The 18,641-nt window shown below is 67.9% G+C and carries 16 protein-coding genes; 5 read left to right on the forward strand and 11 right to left on the reverse strand.

Annotated elements, in window-relative coordinates; translation table 11 throughout:
• Positions 1-2 precede the first annotated feature (2 nt).
• The 8 genes from LZC94_43120 to LZC94_43155 form a co-directional block, all read right to left on the reverse strand.
• On the reverse strand, positions 3-1,139 hold the full coding sequence (locus LZC94_43120; GenBank protein WXB14604.1) for a glycosyltransferase: 1,137 nt from the start codon (positions 1,137-1,139) through the stop codon (positions 3-5).
• Positions 1,136-2,248 carry a glycosyltransferase gene (locus LZC94_43125; protein ID WXB14605.1) on the reverse strand — a complete coding sequence of 371 codons (1,113 nt, stop codon included), beginning with the start codon at positions 2,246-2,248 and terminating at the stop codon, positions 1,136-1,138. Before LZC94_43125 ends, LZC94_43120 begins: the two co-directional genes overlap by 4 nt.
• A complete protein-coding gene (locus LZC94_43130; protein ID WXB14606.1) occupies positions 2,245-3,378 on the reverse strand; it encodes a glycosyltransferase in 1,134 nt (377 codons plus the stop codon). The genes LZC94_43125 and LZC94_43130 overlap by 4 nt, the downstream gene beginning before the upstream one ends.
• A 5-nt stretch (positions 3,379-3,383) precedes the next feature.
• Positions 3,384-4,508, reverse strand: a complete 1,125-nt coding sequence (locus tag LZC94_43135) for a glycosyltransferase (GenBank protein WXB14607.1) — start codon at positions 4,506-4,508, stop codon at positions 3,384-3,386.
• Positions 4,505-5,791, reverse strand: coding sequence for a TIGR04295 family B12-binding domain-containing radical SAM protein (locus tag LZC94_43140; protein ID WXB14608.1), 1,287 nt, complete (start codon positions 5,789-5,791; stop codon positions 4,505-4,507). The genes LZC94_43135 and LZC94_43140 overlap by 4 nt, the downstream gene beginning before the upstream one ends.
• Positions 5,788-6,849 carry an SDR family NAD(P)-dependent oxidoreductase gene (locus tag LZC94_43145; GenBank protein ID WXB14609.1) on the reverse strand — a complete coding sequence of 354 codons (1,062 nt, stop codon included), beginning with the start codon at positions 6,847-6,849 and terminating at the stop codon, positions 5,788-5,790. Before LZC94_43145 ends, LZC94_43140 begins: the two co-directional genes overlap by 4 nt.
• An 11-nt stretch (positions 6,850-6,860) precedes the next feature.
• Positions 6,861-7,976: an NAD-dependent epimerase/dehydratase family protein gene (locus LZC94_43150; protein ID WXB14610.1), complete on the reverse strand. Its 1,116-nt coding sequence runs from the start codon at positions 7,974-7,976 to the stop codon at positions 6,861-6,863.
• Positions 7,977-8,498: 522 nt separating this feature from the next.
• Complete coding sequence (locus LZC94_43155; protein WXB14611.1) at positions 8,499-8,921, reverse strand: hypothetical protein; 423 nt, start codon at positions 8,919-8,921, stop codon at positions 8,499-8,501.
• Between the two features lie 46 nt (positions 8,922-8,967).
• On the opposite strand from LZC94_43155, the gene LZC94_43160 reads away from it, so the two are divergent.
• The 4 genes from LZC94_43160 (at position 8,968) to LZC94_43175 (ending at position 14,639) form a co-directional block, all read left to right on the forward strand.
• On the forward strand, positions 8,968-10,215 hold the full coding sequence (locus LZC94_43160; protein WXB14612.1) for a DNA topoisomerase IB: 1,248 nt from the start codon (positions 8,968-8,970) through the stop codon (positions 10,213-10,215).
• 73 nt (positions 10,216-10,288) lie between these two features.
• Entirely contained in the window at positions 10,289-11,452 is a 1,164-nt protein-coding gene (locus LZC94_43165; GenBank protein ID WXB14613.1) for a 2Fe-2S iron-sulfur cluster-binding protein, read from the forward strand.
• Entirely contained in the window at positions 11,449-12,435 is a 987-nt protein-coding gene (locus tag LZC94_43170) for a xanthine dehydrogenase family protein subunit M (protein ID WXB14614.1), read from the forward strand. The genes LZC94_43165 and LZC94_43170 overlap by 4 nt, the downstream gene beginning before the upstream one ends.
• On the forward strand, positions 12,432-14,639 hold the full coding sequence (locus tag LZC94_43175; protein ID WXB14615.1) for a xanthine dehydrogenase family protein molybdopterin-binding subunit: 2,208 nt from the start codon (positions 12,432-12,434) through the stop codon (positions 14,637-14,639). The genes LZC94_43170 and LZC94_43175 overlap by 4 nt, the downstream gene beginning before the upstream one ends.
• A gap of 53 nt (positions 14,640-14,692) precedes the next feature.
• On the opposite strand, the gene LZC94_43180 is transcribed toward LZC94_43175, so the two are convergent.
• The gene (locus LZC94_43180) at positions 14,693-15,280 is read right to left on the reverse strand and encodes a Uma2 family endonuclease (GenBank protein ID WXB14616.1); all 588 of its coding nucleotides are present in this window, start codon (positions 15,278-15,280) and stop codon (positions 14,693-14,695) included.
• Here LZC94_43180 and LZC94_43185 point away from each other — a divergent pair.
• Entirely contained in the window at positions 15,206-15,937 is a 732-nt protein-coding gene (locus LZC94_43185; protein WXB14617.1) for a molybdopterin-dependent oxidoreductase, read from the forward strand. The genes LZC94_43180 and LZC94_43185 overlap by 75 nt on opposite strands.
• 53 nt (positions 15,938-15,990) lie before the next feature.
• Here LZC94_43185 and LZC94_43190 read toward each other — a convergent pair whose 3' ends face one another.
• Both LZC94_43190 and LZC94_43195 read right to left on the reverse strand, forming a co-directional pair.
• On the reverse strand, positions 15,991-16,578 hold the full coding sequence (locus LZC94_43190; GenBank protein WXB14618.1) for a Uma2 family endonuclease: 588 nt from the start codon (positions 16,576-16,578) through the stop codon (positions 15,991-15,993).
• 74 nt (positions 16,579-16,652) lie between these two features.
• Positions 16,653-18,566 carry a serine/threonine protein kinase gene (locus LZC94_43195; protein WXB14619.1) on the reverse strand — a complete coding sequence of 638 codons (1,914 nt, stop codon included), beginning with the start codon at positions 18,564-18,566 and terminating at the stop codon, positions 16,653-16,655.
• Positions 18,567-18,641 lie beyond the last annotated feature (75 nt).

Here is an 18,641-nt window from a genome sequence, read left to right on the forward strand (position 1 = left end):
GATCAACACGAAATGCGCGCACGGCGCGCCGCCGGTTTGCGCTCGCGTGCGGCGCGGAGGGCGAGGACTTCGGCCGTGTAGCGCTCGAGCGACTCGGCGCGGTGAGCCGCGGTGTGCTCCGCCAACGCCCGCTTTCGCGCGCGCTTGGCCATGGCCAGCCGGGCCGGCTCCTTAACATCGCGCAAATATTGAAGGATCTGAGACGGCGTCTCCACCAAGGCGATTTCCCAACCCGGCTTGAAGAACGTCTCGATCCCGCTCCAGCGGTCGCTGAGCACCGGGGTCTCGCACGCCGCGGCCTCGAAGAGGCGCACGCTCGGCGAATACCCCGCGTCGATCATATCGCGGCGCGTGATGTTCAGCGTGTATCGTTGCGAACCGTAAAAGGCCCGGTGCTCCTGCGGCGAGAGGTGCTCCACCCGCTCGACGTTCCAGGGCCAAGCGATCGTGCTCGGATATTGCGGGCCCGCCACGATGTAGCGGCCCTCGGGCCATGCCCGCGCCGATTTGAAGAGCAAGTTCTCCATGGTGGGGTGGCGATCATCGCTGTACGTCCCCAAATATCCCAAATCCCAGCGCAGCTCCGCGTCACGCTCGGGGTGCTCGGGGTAATACAGCTCGGGGTCGAAGCTGCAATAGAGCGGGCGCGCGCAGCGGGCGCCATAATCGCGTTCCAAGAAGCCCAAGGTGGGGCCGCCGGTGAACGATAAATAGAGATCGTAGCTCGAGATGAGCTCGCGTGAGAGGTATTCGCATCGTCCTCGCTCGATCTGCCGCAAGGTCACGGGGGTGTCGATATCGTAGAAGGCCGTGCAGCCGCGGGCGGTGGCTTGGACCCACGCGCCCACGTCGATTCCCTCGGGTACGTACGAGCCGACCACCACCAGATCGGCGTCGCGAACCATGTCCGCGTACCTCTCGCGGAGCTCGTCGAGGCTTCCATAGAGGTACGTTCGGGCGAAGCTCGGCGAGGGCAGGTCGCGGTTGTCGGCGTAAAACGGGAGATCGCGCTCGAGGAAGACGACCTGGTGCCCGCGCGCCGCCAGCTCGCGCAAGAGGCCCCGGTAGGTGGTCGCGTGGCCATTGCCCCAGGAGGAGGTGATCGACAGTCCGAGGAAAACGAAGGTGTACGATGTCATGCGTATCCCATCAGGAGGACGTTGTCTCGTTGGTGCACCAAGAGCGATTCGATTTGGTGCGCGCGAATGGTGTATGTGTGATCCCGCAGCACGCGCTGGCGCGCCGAAGCTCCGATGTCCCGAGCCCTTCCGGGGTAGGTGCTGCGAACGAGCTCCGTGACGTGATCGCCGTCCTGGGCCACCAGGATTTCATGGCCGGGCTCGAAGAAGAAATCGATGCCGTCCCATGCGTCGGTGATGATGCACGCGCCCACCCCCGCGGCTTCGAAGACGCGCGTCGCGGGGGAATAGCCCACGGTGGCCATGTCGTTCCGCGATACGTTCAATACCAGGTTCGATGAAGCGAAGAGCGCGTTGTGGTCCGCCGTGTACACATGGCCGAGGGTGCGCACGTTGGGGGGCAAAGGCTTGTCGTGCCAGCCATTGCCTCCGAGGAGAAAGGTGCCATTGGGCAAGCTGGCCGCCGGGCGGAAGAAGAACTCGTCGATGCGCTCCTCCCGATCCGGCAGTCGATTGGCCAGCAAGGAGACGTCGGCCGTGAGCCTCGCCTCGGGCAGGACAGGAAAGTGCGTTTCGGGGTCGACCGCGTTGTAAATCGGTACGCACGCGCGCGCGCCCAGCGAGCGATAGGCGTTCACCACCGCGTCGCCGCCGCCGTAGGTCCATATCCAATCGTAGTGCGGTATCAGCTCCCCCAGCGGGTCTTTGCGGGCCTGGCGGATGCGCGCCAGGGTGGCGGGGGCGTCCACGTCCCAGAAGATGGTGGTCTGCCCCGCGCGTTTGTACGCGAGGACGGCCGCCTCGAGGACGTTGTCGAGCACCCCTACCCCGCTGGCCTTGACCAGGACATCGGCTTTGCGCGCGGCGTTCTCCACCAGCCGCGATACGGCGGCCGGATCCTCGGCGGGATACACCACCACGTCGGCCCATGGAGGGTCCGGGATATCGCGGTGCTTTTGCCGTTCGAACGCGTCGGGCTCGTAGAAGGTCACCCGGTGCCCGAGGGCGTGCAGCGCTTTGATGATGCCGCGATAATACGTGGCCGCGCCGTTCCAGTAGGCGGACACCAAACTGGACCCGAAAAATCCGATGTTCAGACCTGTTTTCATGACGAGACTCCTCGTTGGACGCCAATTTCATCGGCAATCGCGAGCAAGGCGTCGACGCGATGCGCGCACGTATGGCGCGCGCGGATCGTTTGCAATCCATGCTCCGCGAGCGCGCGGCGCAGGGAGGCGTCGAACATCAAGGAACGTAGATGCTGCTGCATCTCGGCGCCGCTGCGCGCGACGAGATAATCTTCTCCAGGCGAAAAGAGCCCCTCGACGTCCGACCACGGGCTGCTGACCAGCGGGATACCACACGCGAGCGCCTCGAAAGGGCGAATGGTGGGTATGCCCGGGAGCGCCTCGACATACGGACGCCGGGGGATGTGAACGGTGGAGCGAAAGGAAGCAAAGACATGCGGCACGCGATGATTGGGGAGCCACCCGCCGTAGGCCAGGTTCGCCGCGGCCAGCGCGGAGAGGGCCTCGGGCGGGTAGCGCACCCCGTGGACCCGTCCTCGCAAACCGAGGCGGGTCATGGGTTCCAAGAGAAATTCGTGGAGCTCGGCGGTGCGCTCGTCGTCGCCCCAGTTGCCGATCCAAACGACGTCGCCCGCCGGCGCGCCGGCGTTGGTCGCGCCCGCCGCGTCGGGTGCGAGGGGACGGAAGATGCGCGTGTCGGCCGCTTCGTGCCATGTCCACGCGCGCGCGGCCCATCCGCGCTCCATGTAGAGCGCGCGCAGCACCTCGCCAAACGCGAGCACGCCATCGTAGTGCGAGAGGTCGTAAGCGCGCATGGCCTCGGGTTGGGTGATGGCGCGGTGGTGCGTATCGTGGAAGAGGACGCGGTAGCTGCGCGCGCGGGCGCGGTGCTCACCGATGCGGCGCACCAGATCGGGCGCGCTCCACTCGTGCACCAGGACGAGATCGACGCAGTCGAGGGCTTGATCGAGATCGAGCGTCTCGGGATCGTAGAAATTGGGCGCGAGGTAAGGGAACGCGGCGCGCACGCCCTCGAGCACGGACTTGCCTTGCTCGGCCACCAGGTTCGTCATGCTCCACCCGTCGCGCGGCTCGAAGATGCGCAGCGCGTGGCCGCGCTCCATGAGCTCGACGCTCACCCCGCGGAGGAAGTGCGCATTTCCATGGTTCCAGTCGGAGAGGATCGAATGGCAGAACAGGGCAATTTGCATGGTGGTCAGTAGTCCAGGGACACAGCGGCGTTTCGTCGGATCGCGAGCCTCGGTGCCATGAGTCGGTCGTAGAGGTTGAGGTACGCTCGGGCCTGTGCGCTGGAGGGGAATCGGCGCGCTCGAAAGCGGGCGCGCTCGCTCATGCGGACGCGCAGCGCGGGATCGTCGATGAGCGCGCGGATGGCGGCCGCCAGCGCGTCGTGATCTTCCGGCGGGACGTAGAGCGCGGCGTCGCCCCAGATCTCGCGCAGGCTCGAAATGTCGCCCAGGACGAGCGCGCAGCCGGCGTGCGCGGCCTCGAGCGGCGCCAGGCCGAAGGGCTCGTAGCGCGCGGGGTGCGCGTAGATGGACGCGCGCCCGAGGCAGCCGGCGAGCGCTTCCCGCCCGAGCCAGCCGAGCGCGCGAACACCGTGGGGTACGCGGTCCGTGCCGTCGGGGTGCGCGGGGGAGCCGGCCACGTAAATGGGCCAGGGGATGCGATGCGCGACGGCGGAGAGGGCCTCGATGTTCTTCGCCTCGTCCCAGATCCGGCCGAGCGAGAGCACCGCCGGCGCCTTCGGCAGCTTGGGCGAGGGCCAGGGCGGCGCGCCATTGTGGATCACCAAGCCGTGCGCGGTTTCACCGTAGAAGGTCTGCACGGCGTCGAGCATGGCGCGCGTGGGCGCGACCACCGCGCGGACCGAGGCGAGCGCCGCGCGCACCTCGTCGCGGTAGATTCGGTAGCGGGCCGGCAGCGACTCTTTCTTCACCGCGCTCCACCACGACGCCACGCACGAGTGCGCGACCGTCATGACGGGGGCGCAAAATGGGAGGGAGCCGTGCGCGTACATGTTCAGGTGGATAACGTCGGGCCGGATGCGCTTCTCCAGATCGAGCAGCCACTCCCCGCTGCGTTCGACGTCGGCCCACGGGTCGTCCATCCACTCGAGCCGGCACTCCAGCGCGAAGAGATCGAGCCCTCGAATGCTCCGCGCGGCCGCGCGCTGCGAGGCGTTGGGCAGCGGGCCGAGCACCGCTAGAACGACCCGCACGAGGTCGCTCTCCTCGAAGGCCCTGGCCAGGTTCAAGGCGTACGTCCACACGCCGCCGACCGCGTCGCACGTCATGAGAATGGTTCGCATGCGCTTCATGATTCGAGCTCGTCGAGGGACGCGGGCGCCTGCTCCTGAATGTCGCTGAAGGCGCGAAATCGCTCCAAGTAGTCGGCGTGCGCGCGCTCCCAGGCCACATCGTCCGGCGGGCCCCAGCGCAAGGTGTACTCGGGGGAGCCGGGATAGGCGAAGAGCGGCACCGGATCGTTGGACCAAACGCCGCCGCGCGATAGATCGTCGCGCCAGCGCGCGAGCTCCTGGGGATCGTCGAACTTTCCGTCGAGCAGGTTGGCCTGCACGAAGGCGACGTGGCGCTTGGCCAAGAGCAGGAGCTCGGTGAGCTCGGGGGTCGAGAGCTTGCAGCGCTTGGCGAGGAGCGAGCGGCCCTGCGGCGAGATGCTCTCCACGCCCGCCTCGATCGATACGCACCCCGCGGCGCCCAGCAAGGCGAGCATCTCCTTCGACCAATTGTCGATGCGCATCTGGACCCCGAAGGCGATACGGCGCGGGATCAGCGCCTCGAGCAGCGGGCGATCGGGGACGAAGATCTCGTCGATGAAATAGATGTATCGAACGCCCTGTGCGACGAGGCGGTCGACCTCCTCGAGCACCACGTGGAGCGGGCGCTTGCGAAACCGGTCTCGAAAGTTGTCCTTCGCGCAGAAGGTGCAGTGGTACGGGCACCCGCGCGACGTCTCGACCTCGGCGCCCGGACCGTCCGGCTCCTGATCGAAGCGGTGGTGATGATGGAGGTGGGACGCGATCGTCGCGTCGGGCCATACGAGCACGGGCGAGCGGGTCATGTCGGCCGCGTGCGGCTTTCCCGAGATCACGGCGCGCCCGTCGTCTTCGCGGTAGGCGATGGAGGAGAGCTCGCGCCAGCGTTCGGGCGGGGTGGACGCGAGCTGGACGAGGATCTCTTCGCACTCACCCAAGACGGCCACGTCGGCGCCGAGCTTGCGCAAGGTGGCGCGCGGGGTGGTGGAGGCGTGCGGTCCGACGACGACCAGGTAGGGCGCGTAGTCGCGGATGGCGTCGGCCGTTCGGCGCGGGATGCGCAGCTCGGGCGGGGCGCAGCGCCAAAAGAGGTAGCTCGGCGCGGTGGTGAGCACGATCATGTCGGGCTCGAAGTCGCGCAGCGCGCTGCGCACGTCGTCGAGCTCGAGCGCGTGCAGCTGGGCGTCGATGAGGAGCGCAGAGTGCCCCTCCTGCTCGAGCAGCGCCTTGGAATAGCCGAACTCCAGCGGCAGGTGCGGCGCGCGGCAGCCGAAGTAGATGCTGCCGTCGAAGGCCCAGCGCGGGTTGACGAGGGCGACCTTCATGCTGCCCCCAAATCGCAACTTCGCGGGAGCAGCCGGCCCCGCGTATCGGCGAGCCAAAGGAGCAGGCGCTCGACCCCCTCGCGCACGCCTACCCGAGGTGCCCAGCCGGTGAGGGAACCGAAGCGCTCGGTGTTGGTGACGTAATAGCGCTGATCGCCGAGGCGCCAGAGGTCGCGGTGGAGCGCGGGCCGCATGCCGAAGCGCGCCTCCAGGAGCGCGAAGAGCTCGAGGAGGCTCACGCTGTTGTCCACGCCGCCGCCGATGTTGAAGGCCTTCCCGCGCACGCGATCCATGTGGCCCTCGGCCGCGAGGAAGGCGGCCATCAGGTCGTCGACGAACAGGAGATCGCGCACCTGTTTGCCGTCTCCGTAAATGGTAATGGGCGCCGCGCGCAGGGCCTGGATCAGAAAATGCGCGACCCATCCTTGGTCTTCGGTGCCGAACTGCCTCGGTCCGTAGATGCAGCTCATTCGAAATACCACGGCGGGTATGTCGTAGCTGCGCGCGTAGTCGAGCACGTATTGGTCCGCGGTCCCTTTGGAGCAGCCGTACGGGCTGTGGAAGTCGAGCGGCCGGTCCTCGGCGATGCCCTCGTCGCGGACGCGCGCGTTGCGGGGCTCGTAGCGGCTGCTGGTCTCGATCAGCTCGAGGTCGTCCAGGCCGCCGTACACTTTGTTGGTGGATGTGTAGAATACATGTGGATGCTTCTCCGTGGCGCGCACGGCCTCCAGCACGTTCAGGGTGCCGCGCGCGTTCACGTCGAAGTCGTATTCCGGGTCGCTCAAGCTGGAGGTGACGGCCACCTGCGCCGCGAAGTGGAAGACATGGGATGCACGCGCTACGCACCGGCGTACAGCTGTTGCGTCGCGAACGTCGGCCACCACCACCTCGAGCCCGTGGGGGTGCTGCTCGCGGAGCCACTCGAGGTTGCTCGAGACCGAGGCGCGCGACAGGTTGTCGAGCACGATGACATGGCAGTTCATCGACAGGAGACGGTGGGCGAGGTTACTTCCGATGAAGCCGGCGCCACCCGTGATGACGGCGGTCGCACCTTGCATGGGTGTCGCGTTCATAGTGTGAGCCCTCGTGTTTCGAGCTCCGCCCTGGCGTCCGCGACCCGATCGCGCGCGACCTGTCCGCGGAGCCACTGCGAGAGCTCCTCGATTCCTCGTTCCAGGGTGACGGTGGGCTGGTAGCCGAGCTCGCGCTGGGCGAGCGAGATATCGGCGAAGCAATGCCGAATATCGCCCGCGCGGTAGCGGCCCGTGAGCTCCGGCAAGAGCTCGGGGCGCCCCACGGCCTTGGCGATCATGCGGGCGACCTCCAGGACGGTGACCGAGCGGCCGCTGCCCACGTTGTAGACCTGCCCCGGGGCGCTCTTCGACTCCATGGCGAGGAGGCAGGCGCGCGCGACGTCGTGGACGCTGACGAAATCGCGCTGCTGCAGTCCGTCCTCGAACACCAGCGGGCGGTTTCCATTCAGGAGCCGCGAGGCAAAAATAGCGAGCACGCCGGTGTACGGGTTCGAGAGCGCCTGGCGCGGCCCGTACGCGTTGAAGAAGCGCAGCGCCACGGTGGGGATGCCATAGGCGCGCCCGACGATGAGCGAGAGGCGCTCCTGATCGTATTTCGACAATGCATACACCGACTCGAGGTTGGGCGACTTGAGCTCGGGCGTCGGCAGCGCCGAGAGCGGAGCGCCATCGAGCGCACGGGGCTCCCACCGGCCTTCCTTGAGGTCCGCGCGGTTGCGCGCGGCGGCCTCGGTGATTCGACCTTCCGGGTCGCGGTAGAGCCCCTCGCCATAGACGCTCATGCTCGAGGCGACCACCAGCCGTTCGACGCGTTTGGACGAAAGCGCTTCGAGCAACACCGCCGTGCCGAGCGTGTTGACCGACGTGTACTCCTCGATTTGGTACATGCTCTGGCCCACGCCGACGAGGGCAGCGAGGTGAACGACGGCGTCGATCCCGTCGAGCGCCGTGCCCACCGCGCGGCGATCGCGGACGTCGCCGACCACGAGCTCGACGTCGGGGTGCAGATATTTCGGCCGGCGTCGATCCGCACCGTGCACTTGCGGATTGAGGTTGTCGAGAGCACGAACGCGGTGCCCGCGTGCGAGCAGGTGGTCCGCGACGTGCGATCCAATGAACCCAGCGCCCCCCGTAACGAGTACGTGTGCCATGGCGGAAGCCCTAGAGCGATGCGCATGCCAACTCCGTCGAGAAATCCGATTTGGCACCGAAACGATGTACAAAGATGTACAAAGCCAACTTCCGCGCGATGACGCCGAGTCTGCGAGCTGTGGCACTTTGCATCGCGGCGAAGGCGCTCTTCGAAGGCGAATGCAAATGTGTCCCGCCTCGATCACGGAGCGGGAATGGGACGGCGCGATCGCCGATTACGCCTTTGGCGCGGGCGATGCACACGTCCCTGCAGCAGGTGAGGCAGGTGCAAGGCATCGCGCATCAGCCAAAGGAGAAACCATGACACAAGCGATTCGAACGACCGATCACAATCGTATTCGCAAGTGGGCCGAGTCGCGCGGCGGCCACCCGGCGCACGTCAAACAAACGGGACGAGCCCGGGGAGATCTGGGCGTCCTTCGCATCGACTTTCCGGGTTACAGCGGCGAGGGCAGGCTCGAGGAGGTCTCGTGGGACCAGTTCTTCGACGCCTTCGAAGAGAAGGGTCTGGCGTTTCTCTTTCAGGAGCGCACGACCGCGGGCAAGCCGAGTCGGTTCGCCAAATTCGTCGCCCGAGACGGCAGCGAGAGCACCGGTTCGCGCGGGTCTACACGCTCGAGCACCCGCGCCGGGCGGGGCGGGACGGCGCGCGCGCGCGGTGCCGGATCGAGCGCGCGCTCCGCCACCCCATCGCGGGCTCGAAGTACGGGCTCGAGTACGCGAAGCACGGGGCCCAGCGCGCGGAGCTCCGGGTCCAGCACGCGAAGCACGGCGTCTCGCACGCAAAGCGCCGCGCCCCGTACGCGAAGCACCGGGCCGAGCACGCGAAGCACGGCGCCCCGCGGACGCGACGTGGAGTCCGCGGAGAAGCGCCCGGCGACGAAGCGCAAGGTGGCCTCCGCGAGCCCGCGCGTCGCCAAGCGCAAGGCGGGCAAGACGAGCAAGGCGAAAGGGAAATAGCTAAACACAGGAAGGTCGAGAAAGCCCCAAATGCACGATTCCGTCGTTGGTCTGGCCGCGTCCTCCGCCATCGAATCGGTGGCGGTGGCGAAGTCGGCGGGCTTGCGCTACGTCAGCGATGCTTCCCCCGGAATTCGCCGCGTGCGGTGCGGCGGCGGCTTTCGGTACGTGGCGACGAACGGAGCGCAGGTCCGCGACCCCGCCACCCTGAAACGCATTCGCGCGCTGGTGATACCGCCCGCGTGGACCGGCGTATGGATCGCGCCCGATGCGAATGGCCACATTCAAGCCACCGGGCGCGACGCCAAAGGGCGAAAGCAGTATATTTATCACCCGCGCTGGCGCGAGGTGCGCGATGAAAGCAAATACGACAAGCTCGTGGCGTTCGCGCGCGCGCTGCCCAAAATTCGGCGCGCCACGGAGCGCCACCTCCGCCAGCGCGGGCTACCGCGCGAGAAGGTCCTCGCCACGGTGGTCCGTCTTCTGGAGCTCACGCGCATCCGCATCGGCAGCGAAGAATATGCGCGCAAGAACGGCTCGTTTGGTCTGACGACCTTGCGCGGCCGGCACGTGGACGTCGACGGCCCCCGCCTTCATTTCCATTTTCGCGGCAAGAGCGGCAAAAAGCACGTCATCGATGTGGAGGACCGGCAGCTCGCGCGCATCGTAGCGCAATGCGGCGATCTACCCGGTCAGGAGCTCTTCCAATACCTCGACGAAACCGGCGGCTCGTGCAGCATCGAATCGTCGGATGTGAACGAATACATTCGATCCATGGCCGGCAGCGAGTTCACGGCGAAGGACTTCCGTACCTGGGCCGGCACCGTTCTGGCGGCGCGCGCGCTGGCCGCGCTCATGGCCGATGCCGATGTGAAGCCCACCAAAAAGGCCATGTCCGAGGTCATCAAAGAGGTAGCAAAACACCTGGGCAATACACCCTCGGTGTGTCGGAAGTGCTACGTGCATCCTGCGGTGTTCGAGGCCTTTACCGATGGCTGGCTCGGCGACATGCTGCGCGCGAAAGCGAGCGCAAGAACGGGTCCGCGGGGAGGCAAAGCAAGCCCGATCGACAGGGCGGAGGAGAGGGCCGTGGTGGCGCTCGTTCAACGGGCCGCGCGCGGGGCGGACAAGCGGCTCACGCGTCAGCTTACGAAGAGCCTCGCGGTGATCCGCGCAAAGCGGCGGACTTCGCGGGGGGTGGCCCGAGCGGCGCGAGGGATCGCACGGGCCGCGCGGGTGGCGGCGCGATCATCGAAAAATTCGATGGCTCGCCGTTGATATTTTGAATTCGACGTCGCGGCCCCTTCGGGCGCATGGTGTTCGTTACCATGGACTCCATGACGGTTGAGACATGACGGTCGAGGCGCGGCTCGATGTGGGGCAGCGCGTGCCACCTTTCGACGTGCGCGATCGGCGCGGGCGAAAGGTCATGCCGAAAGCCTTCGCGGGCCAAGCGATGCTGCTGACCTTCTTCGACGGCTGCGGTTGGCGGGACGCGCCGGATTCCACGATCCAGGCGCTCCGTGCCGAGCTGCGCGGCCTAGGGGCGGTGCTCGTCATGGTCTCGAGCGACGGCATTTGGTGCTTTCGCCCCGATGACGATTGGGAGCTCTGCGTAGGGTCCCAGGAGCTGGACCGCGAATACCTGGATGCGCTTCGGGCGAGCTATGGCGTCGAACGCGCTTACCCCGCGTTCTTCATCGTCGATGGGCGCTCCAAGCTCCGTTTTGTTCATCGTTGGCCACCCGGCACGCACGATGCGCCCGACGCGCCGAGCGCGGCGAGCACGCCCGCTGCGCCGACCACGCGGGCCGCGCGGCCCATGGAGCCGACCTTGGGGATGCTCGTGTCGGCTCTTTCGGTGGCAGGACGCACCATGGCGACCGAAGCGCGCGGCGTGTCCCGGCGCGAGTTGGTCCTTTCGAGCTTGCTCGCGGGCTTTGCGCTGGCGCTGCTGGAGGCGTGTGGCGGAAAGGAAGCGGCGCGCTACGGCGGTGTTTCGAGCGGGAGCCTGGCGACGGGTTCTTCGGCGGACGGGGCGCTCGAGCGCGACGTGGTGTTGCATGTCAACGGCGAAGCGCGGCGGGTGCGCATCGAGCCGCGCGTATCGCTGCTCGATGCCCTTCGCGAGCGGTGCGGGCTCACGGGCACGAAGAAGGGGTGCGACCACGGTCAGTGCGGCGCGTGCACGGTGCTCGTCGACGGGCGGCGCGTGCACGCGTGCCTCACCCTGGCGATCATGGTGGAGGGCCGCCCGATCACCACCATCGAGGGGCTCGCCAAAGGGGACGAGCTCCACCCGATGCAGTCGGCCTTCATCGCCTGCGACGCGCTCCAGTGCGGCTATTGCACCCCCGGTCAAATCATGAGCGCGGTGGCTCTTCTCCACGAAGGGCACGCGCGCACGGACGACGAGGTGCGCGAGGAGATGAGCGGCAACATCTGCCGTTGCGGTGCTCACTCGAACATCATTTCGGCGATTCAGCTCGCCCGATCGCCCCGGAGCGCATCATGAACCCATTTGGCTATGTGCGTCCCACGGACGAAGCGTCGGCGCGAAAGGCGGCGGCCTCGCCCGGCGCCGAGTGCATCGCCGGCGGGACGGGGGTGGTCGACCTGGTGCGGCTGGGCGTGCACGAACCGTCGCGCTTGATCGATCTGAACGCGCTCCCGTGGGCGGCCATCGAGGCGCGGCCGAACGGGGCGCTCTTCGTGGGGGCGCTGGTCAAAAATAGCGACGTGGCGTGGCACCCCCAGGTGCGGGCGCGCTTTCCGGTTTTGTCGGAGGCGCTGCTGTCCGGCGCGTCGCCCCAGCTGCGCAACATGGCCTCCGTGGGCGGAAATCTGCTTCAGCGAACGCGCTGCACATACTTTCGCGACGTGGGGGTACCGGCGTGCAACAAGCGCAAGCCGGGCTCGGGCTGCGCGGCCCTGGACGGGTATGTGCGCATGCACGCGGTGCTGGGCGGGAGCGAGCACTGCATCGCGGTGCACCCCTCGGACATGTGCGTGGCGTTGGTGGCGCTCGATGCGGTGGTGCACGTGCGCGGATCCGAGGGCGAGCGCTCGGTGCCCATCGGCGATTTTCATGTCGTCCCGGGCGCGCATCCGGAGGTCGAGACGGTGCTGGCGCGCGGGGAGCTGGTGAGCGGCATCACCCTTCCCGCCACGCGCTTGGCGGCGCGATCGGCTTACGTGAAGGTGCGCGATCGGGCGTCGTACGCCTTTGCGCTGGCCTCGGCGGCGGTGGCGCTGCACCTCGAGGGCGGCGTGGTTCGGGATGCGCGCATCGCCCTCGGCGGTGTGGCCACCAAGCCATGGCGCAGCCGGGAGGCCGAGCAACGGCTGATCGGGCAAGCTCCGCAGCGTTCGGCGTTCGAGCGGGCGGCCGCGGCCGCCGTGGAAGGAGCGCGCACCCGGCCGGGCAACGCGTTCAAGGTCGCGCTCGCGCAGCGGGTGATCGTGCGCGCGCTGGAGAGGGCGGGAGGTATGGCGTGAGCGCATCGAACGTGGGCAAAGGCATCGACCGCATCGATGCGCGGCTGAAGGTCACCGGCAAGGCGGTCTTCCCCGCGGAGACGGGCGTGGCCAACGTGGCGCACGCCGTGGTGGTGACCAGCACCATCGCGCGCGGCCGCATCACCACGTTCGACGCGCGGGAGGCCGAGCGCGCACCCGGGGTGCTCTCCGTGATGTCGCACCTCAATGCGCCCAAGCTCCCCGGCATCGACAAAAAGACGAGCCCCAACGATCGGGCGCACCAGCTCTTTCAGGACGATGCGGTTCGCTTCAACGATCAACCCATCGCGGTGGTGGTCGCCGATACGCTGGAGCGCGCGCGCCACGCGGCGCGCCTGGTGGTCGTACGCTACGCGGGCAGCGCGTCCACCGTGGACATGACGGCGGAGTTGCCGCGCGCGTACAAGCCGGCCACCTCGCGCTTCGAGCTGGACTCGAACCGCGGCGATCGGGAGGCGGGGCTCGCGGCGGCCAAGGTTCGGGTCGAGCAAACGTATACGACGCCGACCGAGCACCACAACCCCATGGAGCCGCACGCCGCCATCGCCATCTGGCACGCGGGCGACCGGGCCACCCTCTATGTGACGACCCAAGGCATCTTCGCGGTGCGCGATCGGTTTGCGCTTCTCTTCGGCATCCCAAAGGAGAACGTACGGGTCATTTCGCATTACGTGGGCGGCGGCTTTGGGTGCAAGGGATCGCCTTGGTCGTACATCGCCATGGCGGCCATGGCCGCCAAGCTGACGGGGCGCGGTGTGAAGCTGGTCTTGAGCCGGCAGCAGATGTTCTCCCTGGTCGGGCATCGATCGCACACGGTGCAAAAGGTGGCGCTCGGCGCCGATGCGAACGGAAAGCTGACCGTCATCGCCCACGACGTGATCTCGGCCACATCGCGGGTCGACGAGTTCGTGGAGCCGGCCGCGCTCCAGACGCGAAAGCTCTACGCGTGCCCCAACGTGAGCACCTCGCACCGGCTGGTGCGGCTCGATATCCCCACGCCGACATTTACGCGCGCGCCGGGTGAGGCGCCTGGCACCTTTGCGCTGGAGTCGGCGATGGACGAGCTCGCGTATGCGCTCGGCTTGGATCCCATCGAGCTGCGGCTGCGCAACTACGCGGACGAGGATCCGGACGAGAAGAAGCCTTGGTCGAGCAAATCCCTTCGCGACTGCTACCGTCGCGGGGCGGAGCAGTTCGGCTGGTCGCGCAGGACGGCCGCGCCGCGCTCGATGCGGGATGGGCGCTGGCTGGTCGGCTGGGGAATGGCGACCGCCACCTACCCTGCGCACCAGCGCGCGGCCTCGGCGATCGCGCGGGTGCGCGCCGATGGGAGCGCGCTCGTGCAGGCCGGCTCGCAAGACATCGGCACCGGGACGTACACGATCATGACGCAGATCGCGGCGGACGCGCTGACCTTGCCGCTGGACCAGGTGCGCTTCGAGCTGGGCGATACGGCGCTCCCGGAGACGCCCAACTCGGGCGGGTCGTCGACGGCGGCCAGCGTGGGCTCGGCGGTCAAAATGGCGGGGCTCGCGGTTCGGAAGAAGCTCGCGGAGGCGGCGGCGGCCGATCCGCGCTCGCCGCTCCATGGGCTCGCGCTCGACGCCATCGACGCGGCGGACGGCGCTCTCTTCGCCAAGGCGGATCGCGCGCGGCGGGATCCGTTCGCGGCGATCGTGGCGCGCAGCGGGGGCCGCGAGATCGTGGCCAAGGTCGACAATCGGGAGAAGGCGGACCGCAAACGCTATGCGACGCACTCCTTCGGCGCGCAGTTCGCCGAGGTCAAGGTGGACGAGGAGCTCGGCGTGGTTCGCGTGAGCCGCTTCGTGGGGGCTTTTGCGGCGGGGACGATCCTGAACGCCAAGACCGCGGCGAGCCAGCTCCAGGGCGGTATCATCTGGGGCATCGGGCTCGCCCTGCACGAGCACACCTGGCGCGACGAGCGGAGCGGGCGCATCGCCACCCGGGATCTCGCCGACTACCACGTGCCGGTTCACGCGGACGTGCCGCGCATCGAGATCGTGACCGTCGACGAGGTCGATCCCTACGTGAACGAGGTCGGCGCCAAAGGCGTGGGCGAAATTGGGATCACCGGCGTGGGCGCGGCCATCGCCAACGCCGTGTACCACGCCACCGGGCGCCGCATCCGCGATTTGCCGATCACGCCCGACAAGCTGCTTTGAACCGCGCGTTCGTCGGCCGCCCAAGCGAGACCGGCGCCGCGTCGTTTTAGCCGTCAGTCCTTCGGGTCGTCGCCGAACAGCAGACCGACGTCGAGCTCGATGGCGTCGAACGGCTCCGCGCGCACGCGCTCGCCCCGTTCCGCGGTCAGCACGAGCATGTACGCCTCGGCGTTCCAGCGGTACACGGTCAACGTCTCGGCCATGGGATCGACCAGCCAATAGTGCGGGATGGCGGCGCGATAATAGCCGCGCATCTTCCGTACGGTGTCGTTGCGGGTGTTGTTCGGCGATAGGACCTCGCAGACCCAGTCGGGTCGGATTCGAATCGGGACGCCGGTGGGACGCTCGGGCACTCGCTCGCGCCGCCAACCCACGACGTCGGGCCGATACACTTGGTGTAGCTCGAGCTCGACGTCGACCTCCGTGGCGATCCACCATCCTCCCGGCCCTGGCCCGCCGGGACGACGCGCGAACGGTGGTTTGAGTGTCGCGACCAACCACGACTGCGCATCGCCGTGCTCGTAGGAAGCTTGCGCTTTGCGGACGATCTCTCCGTCGATGATCTCGTGATAGCGCTGGTCCTGGGGAATGGCGGCCAAGTCCTCCCAAGTGCAAAGCCCTCTTTTTACAGCGTTGGCCATATCGCAAGGATAGCGCGCAACCGCACGCCCGTCAGCTCCACGTCCGTTCGCGCGACAATCCATGGGCTCGCGCTCGACGCCATCGACGCGGCGGACGGCGCTCTCTTCGCCAAGGCGGATCACGCGCGGCGGGATCCGTTCGCGGCGATCGTGGCGCGCAGCGGGGGCCGCGAGATCGTGGCCAAGGTCGACAATCGGGAGAAGGCGGACCGCAAACGCTATGCGACGCACTCCTTCGGCGCGCAGTTCGCCGAGGTCAAGGTGGACGAGGAGCTCGGCGTGGTTCGCGTGAGCCGCTTCGTGGGGGCTTTTGCGGCGGGGACGATCCTGAACGCCAAGACCGCGGCGAGCCAGCTCCAGGGCGGTATCATCTGGGGCATCGGGCTCGCCCTGCACGAGCACACCTGGCGCGACGAGCGGAGCGGGCGCATCGCCACCCGGGATCTCGCCGACTACCACGTGCCGGTTCACGCGGACGTGCCGCGCATCGAGATCGTGACCGTCGACGAGGTCGATCCCTACGTGAACGAGGTCGGCGCCAAAGGCGTGGGCGAAATTGGGATCACCGGCGTGGGCGCGGCCATCGCCAACGCCGTGTACCACGCCACCGGGCGCCGCATCCGCGATTTGCCGATCACGCCCGACAAGCTGCTTTGAACCGCGCGTTCGTCGGCCGCCCAAGCGAGACCGACGCCGCGTCGTTTTAGCCGTCAGTCCTTCGGGTCGTCGCCGAACAGCAGACCGACGTCGAGCTCGATGGCGTCGAACGGCTCCGCGCGCACGCGCTCGCCCCGTTCCGCGGTCAGCACGAGCATGTACGCCTCGGCGTTCCAGCGGTACACGGTCAACGTCTCGGCCATGGGATCGACCAGCCAATAGTGCGGGATGGCGGCGCGATAATAGCCGCGCATCTTCCGTACGGTGTCGTTGCGGGTGTTGTTCGGCGATAGGACCTCGCAGACCCAGTCGGGTCGGATTCGAATCGGGACGCCGGTGGGACGCTCGGGCACTCGCTCGCGCCGCCAACCCGCAACGTCGGGCCGATACACTTGGTGTAGCTCGAGCTCGACGTCGACCTCCGTGGCGATCCACCATCCCCCCGGCCATCGCCCGTCGGAACGACGCACGAACGGTGGCCTGAGCGTACCCATCAATGCACCCTGTGCATCGCTGTGCTCGTAGGAAGCTTGCGCTTTGCGGACGATCTCTCCGTCGATGATCTCGTGATAGCGCTGTTCCTGGGGAATGGCGGCCAAGTCCTCCCAAGTGCAAAGCCCTCTTTTTACAGCGTTGGCCATATCGCAAGGATAGCGCGCAACCGCACACCCGTCAGCTCGACGTCCGTTCGCGCGACAACCCCGTTCGACGACCCTCAGTTCGACGTGGTCGTCTTCACCTCGGCCACCGCGACCGCCTTCTCGCCGTCTTTCTTCTCGACCTTGTCCGCATCCTTCGGCGCGGCGCCGTTCACGGCGCCCTCGCCGCGGCCGGGCGGCGGACGCGTGGTCGGCGGCGCGCGGCGGGCGACGCCGAGCGGGTAGCTCGTGGGCAGACCGTCGCGCGGGATCGCCTCGAGCATGTCGGCGAGCTCGTTGGCGCTGTGGGGGCGGTCGGCGACTTTTTTCTTCAGGCACTTCATCACCGCCTCGTCGAGCGCTTCCGGAATGGGAAGATCGGGGCGGCGCTGGCGCATGGGGGTGGGCACCTGCCGTTGGTGCAGGTCGAGCAGCTCGCGGCGGCTCTGGGCCACGATGGGGAGCTCGCTCGTGAGCGCTTCGTACATGAGGCAGCCGAGCGCGTAGATGTCGGTGCGCGCTTCCACGGCGGCGCCGATGCACTGCTCGGGCGCCATGTACTCGGGGGTTCCCAAGGTGTAGCCGGCTTGCGTGAGCGACTCGGCCGTCGTCAGCTTGCTCATGCCGAAGTCGAGCACCTTGGAGCTTCCGTCCTCCAGCAGGAAGATATTGCCCGGCTTCAAGTCGCGGTGCACCACGCCCTTTTGGTGCGCGGCCCCCAGCGCGCGGCACACGCCGATGAAGACGGGCAGCGCGAAACCAGGCGCCAGCGCGCCCTCGCGACCCAGCTTGTCGGCCAAGGAGCGCCCCACGAGCCGCTCCATGACGACATAGATGGAGCCGTCCGGCATTTGATCCAGATCGAGCACGCGCACCACGTTGGGGTGCTCCACGTGCACTTGGATGTACGCTTCCCGGCGGAGGCGCGCGATCTCGCCGCCGTCGCGTGCGGCCGCGCCGCGCAGGACCTTGATGGCCACCTCGTGCCCGAGCGACACGTGCTCGGCCGCGTACACGACGCCGATGCCGCCGGAGCCAATCTTGCGACCGATGCGGTATTTGCCGCCGAGCACCGTGCCCGTGAGCTCCCCGGGGGTCGAGCCCAGCTCGCCGCGCAGCTCGAGGCCGCGCTCGAGCGCCGCGATGCGGTTCTTCTCGAAGGCGCGCGCGCTGCGGTCCTCGCGGATGCGATCCCAGAGGTAGCCGGCGCCCCCGCCGAGGAGCGCGCCGAGGACGGCGGAGATGCTGCCCGCGACCCATCCACCCGTCGCAGCGACGGCGCCGCCGCAACCGATGGCCGCCAAGGTGCCACCCAGAGGGGCGCCCGTGCGGGGCACGGTGCTGTGCCAGCGAACCGTGTACACGCAGGCGTCAGCGCCCTTGGCGATGCACGTGTTGTGCGTGATCTCCGCGTCTTGCAGGCCCCAGATGCGCGGGATGCCGCCGAGCTCTCCCTCGCGTGCCGCGCAGAGCAGCTCCTCTTCGCGCGCATCGTGGCGATCCGGATCCTCCACCGCGTCGTCGCGAAGGCGATACGTCATCCGCACGGCGTCGACCACGGAGCGATCGCTCTTTTTGACCTTGGGGCCGAGCTCTTCGAGCTCCCACGTGCCGATGCGGGTCACCTCGCGCGCGTTGGCGGCCAGGTACCGGTACGCATCGATGGGCTGCTCCGCGATGCGCAGCATCCGGACCAAGGTGCCCAACGCTTCGGGGTGCGTGACGTACTCACCGCGGTGGCGAAGCGCCGACGGACCGAGTTGTTGGGCGAGGGCGCGGAGCGCGCGGCGGGCTGCGCCTACGCTGAGCCAGCCGGTCTCATTGTCGACGATGGCTGGATCGATTCCCGCACTGTTGAGAAGGGCACGAGCGGCCCGCTCTCCTTTTTCGGCGCGGATACGAAGCAGGTAGGTCTTGAGGATCGAGGCCCGAAGCTCCTCTTTGCCCCCCCGACGAACGGATCCGCGCGGCAGTGAAGGCGCGCCGGTCATTGGTCTAGAAGGTTACCCCCGGCTCGGGCGCGAAGAAAGCGAAACGCGAAGACGATCAAACAAGAACCCCCCTGG

It is taken from the genome of Sorangiineae bacterium MSr11954 (genome assembly GCA_037157815.1).
Taxonomy (GTDB): Bacteria; Myxococcota_A; Polyangia; order Polyangiales; family Polyangiaceae; genus Pendulispora; species Pendulispora albinea.

Bases quoted from the DNA above. Each gene is read 5' to 3' on its own strand.
- LZC94_43120 (WXB14604.1), bottom strand. From the start codon at position 1,139: ATGACATCGTACACCTTCGTTTTCCTCGGACTGTCGATCACCTCCTCC.
- LZC94_43125 (WXB14605.1), bottom strand. From the start codon at position 2,248: ATGAAAACAGGTCTGAACATCGGATTTTTCGGGTCCAGTTTGGTGTCC.
- LZC94_43130 (WXB14606.1), bottom strand. From the start codon at position 3,378: ATGCAAATTGCCCTGTTCTGCCATTCGATCCTCTCCGACTGGAACCAT.
- LZC94_43135 (WXB14607.1), bottom strand. From the start codon at position 4,508: ATGAAGCGCATGCGAACCATTCTCATGACGTGCGACGCGGTCGGCGGC.
- LZC94_43140 (WXB14608.1), bottom strand. From the start codon at position 5,791: ATGAAGGTCGCCCTCGTCAACCCGCGCTGGGCCTTCGACGGCAGCATC.
- LZC94_43145 (WXB14609.1), bottom strand. From the start codon at position 6,849: ATGCAAGGTGCGACCGCCGTCATCACGGGTGGCGCCGGCTTCATCGGA.
- LZC94_43150 (WXB14610.1), bottom strand. From the start codon at position 7,976: ATGGCACACGTACTCGTTACGGGGGGCGCTGGGTTCATTGGATCGCAC.
- LZC94_43160 (WXB14612.1), top strand. From the start codon at position 8,968: ATGCACGATTCCGTCGTTGGTCTGGCCGCGTCCTCCGCCATCGAATCG.
- LZC94_43165 (WXB14613.1), top strand. From the start codon at position 10,289: ATGACGGTCGAGGCGCGGCTCGATGTGGGGCAGCGCGTGCCACCTTTC.
- LZC94_43170 (WXB14614.1), top strand. From the start codon at position 11,449: ATGAACCCATTTGGCTATGTGCGTCCCACGGACGAAGCGTCGGCGCGA.
- LZC94_43180 (WXB14616.1), bottom strand. From the start codon at position 15,280: ATGGCCAACGCTGTAAAAAGAGGGCTTTGCACTTGGGAGGACTTGGCC.
- LZC94_43190 (WXB14618.1), bottom strand. From the start codon at position 16,578: ATGGCCAACGCTGTAAAAAGAGGGCTTTGCACTTGGGAGGACTTGGCC.
- LZC94_43195 (WXB14619.1), bottom strand. From the start codon at position 18,566: ATGACCGGCGCGCCTTCACTGCCGCGCGGATCCGTTCGTCGGGGGGGC.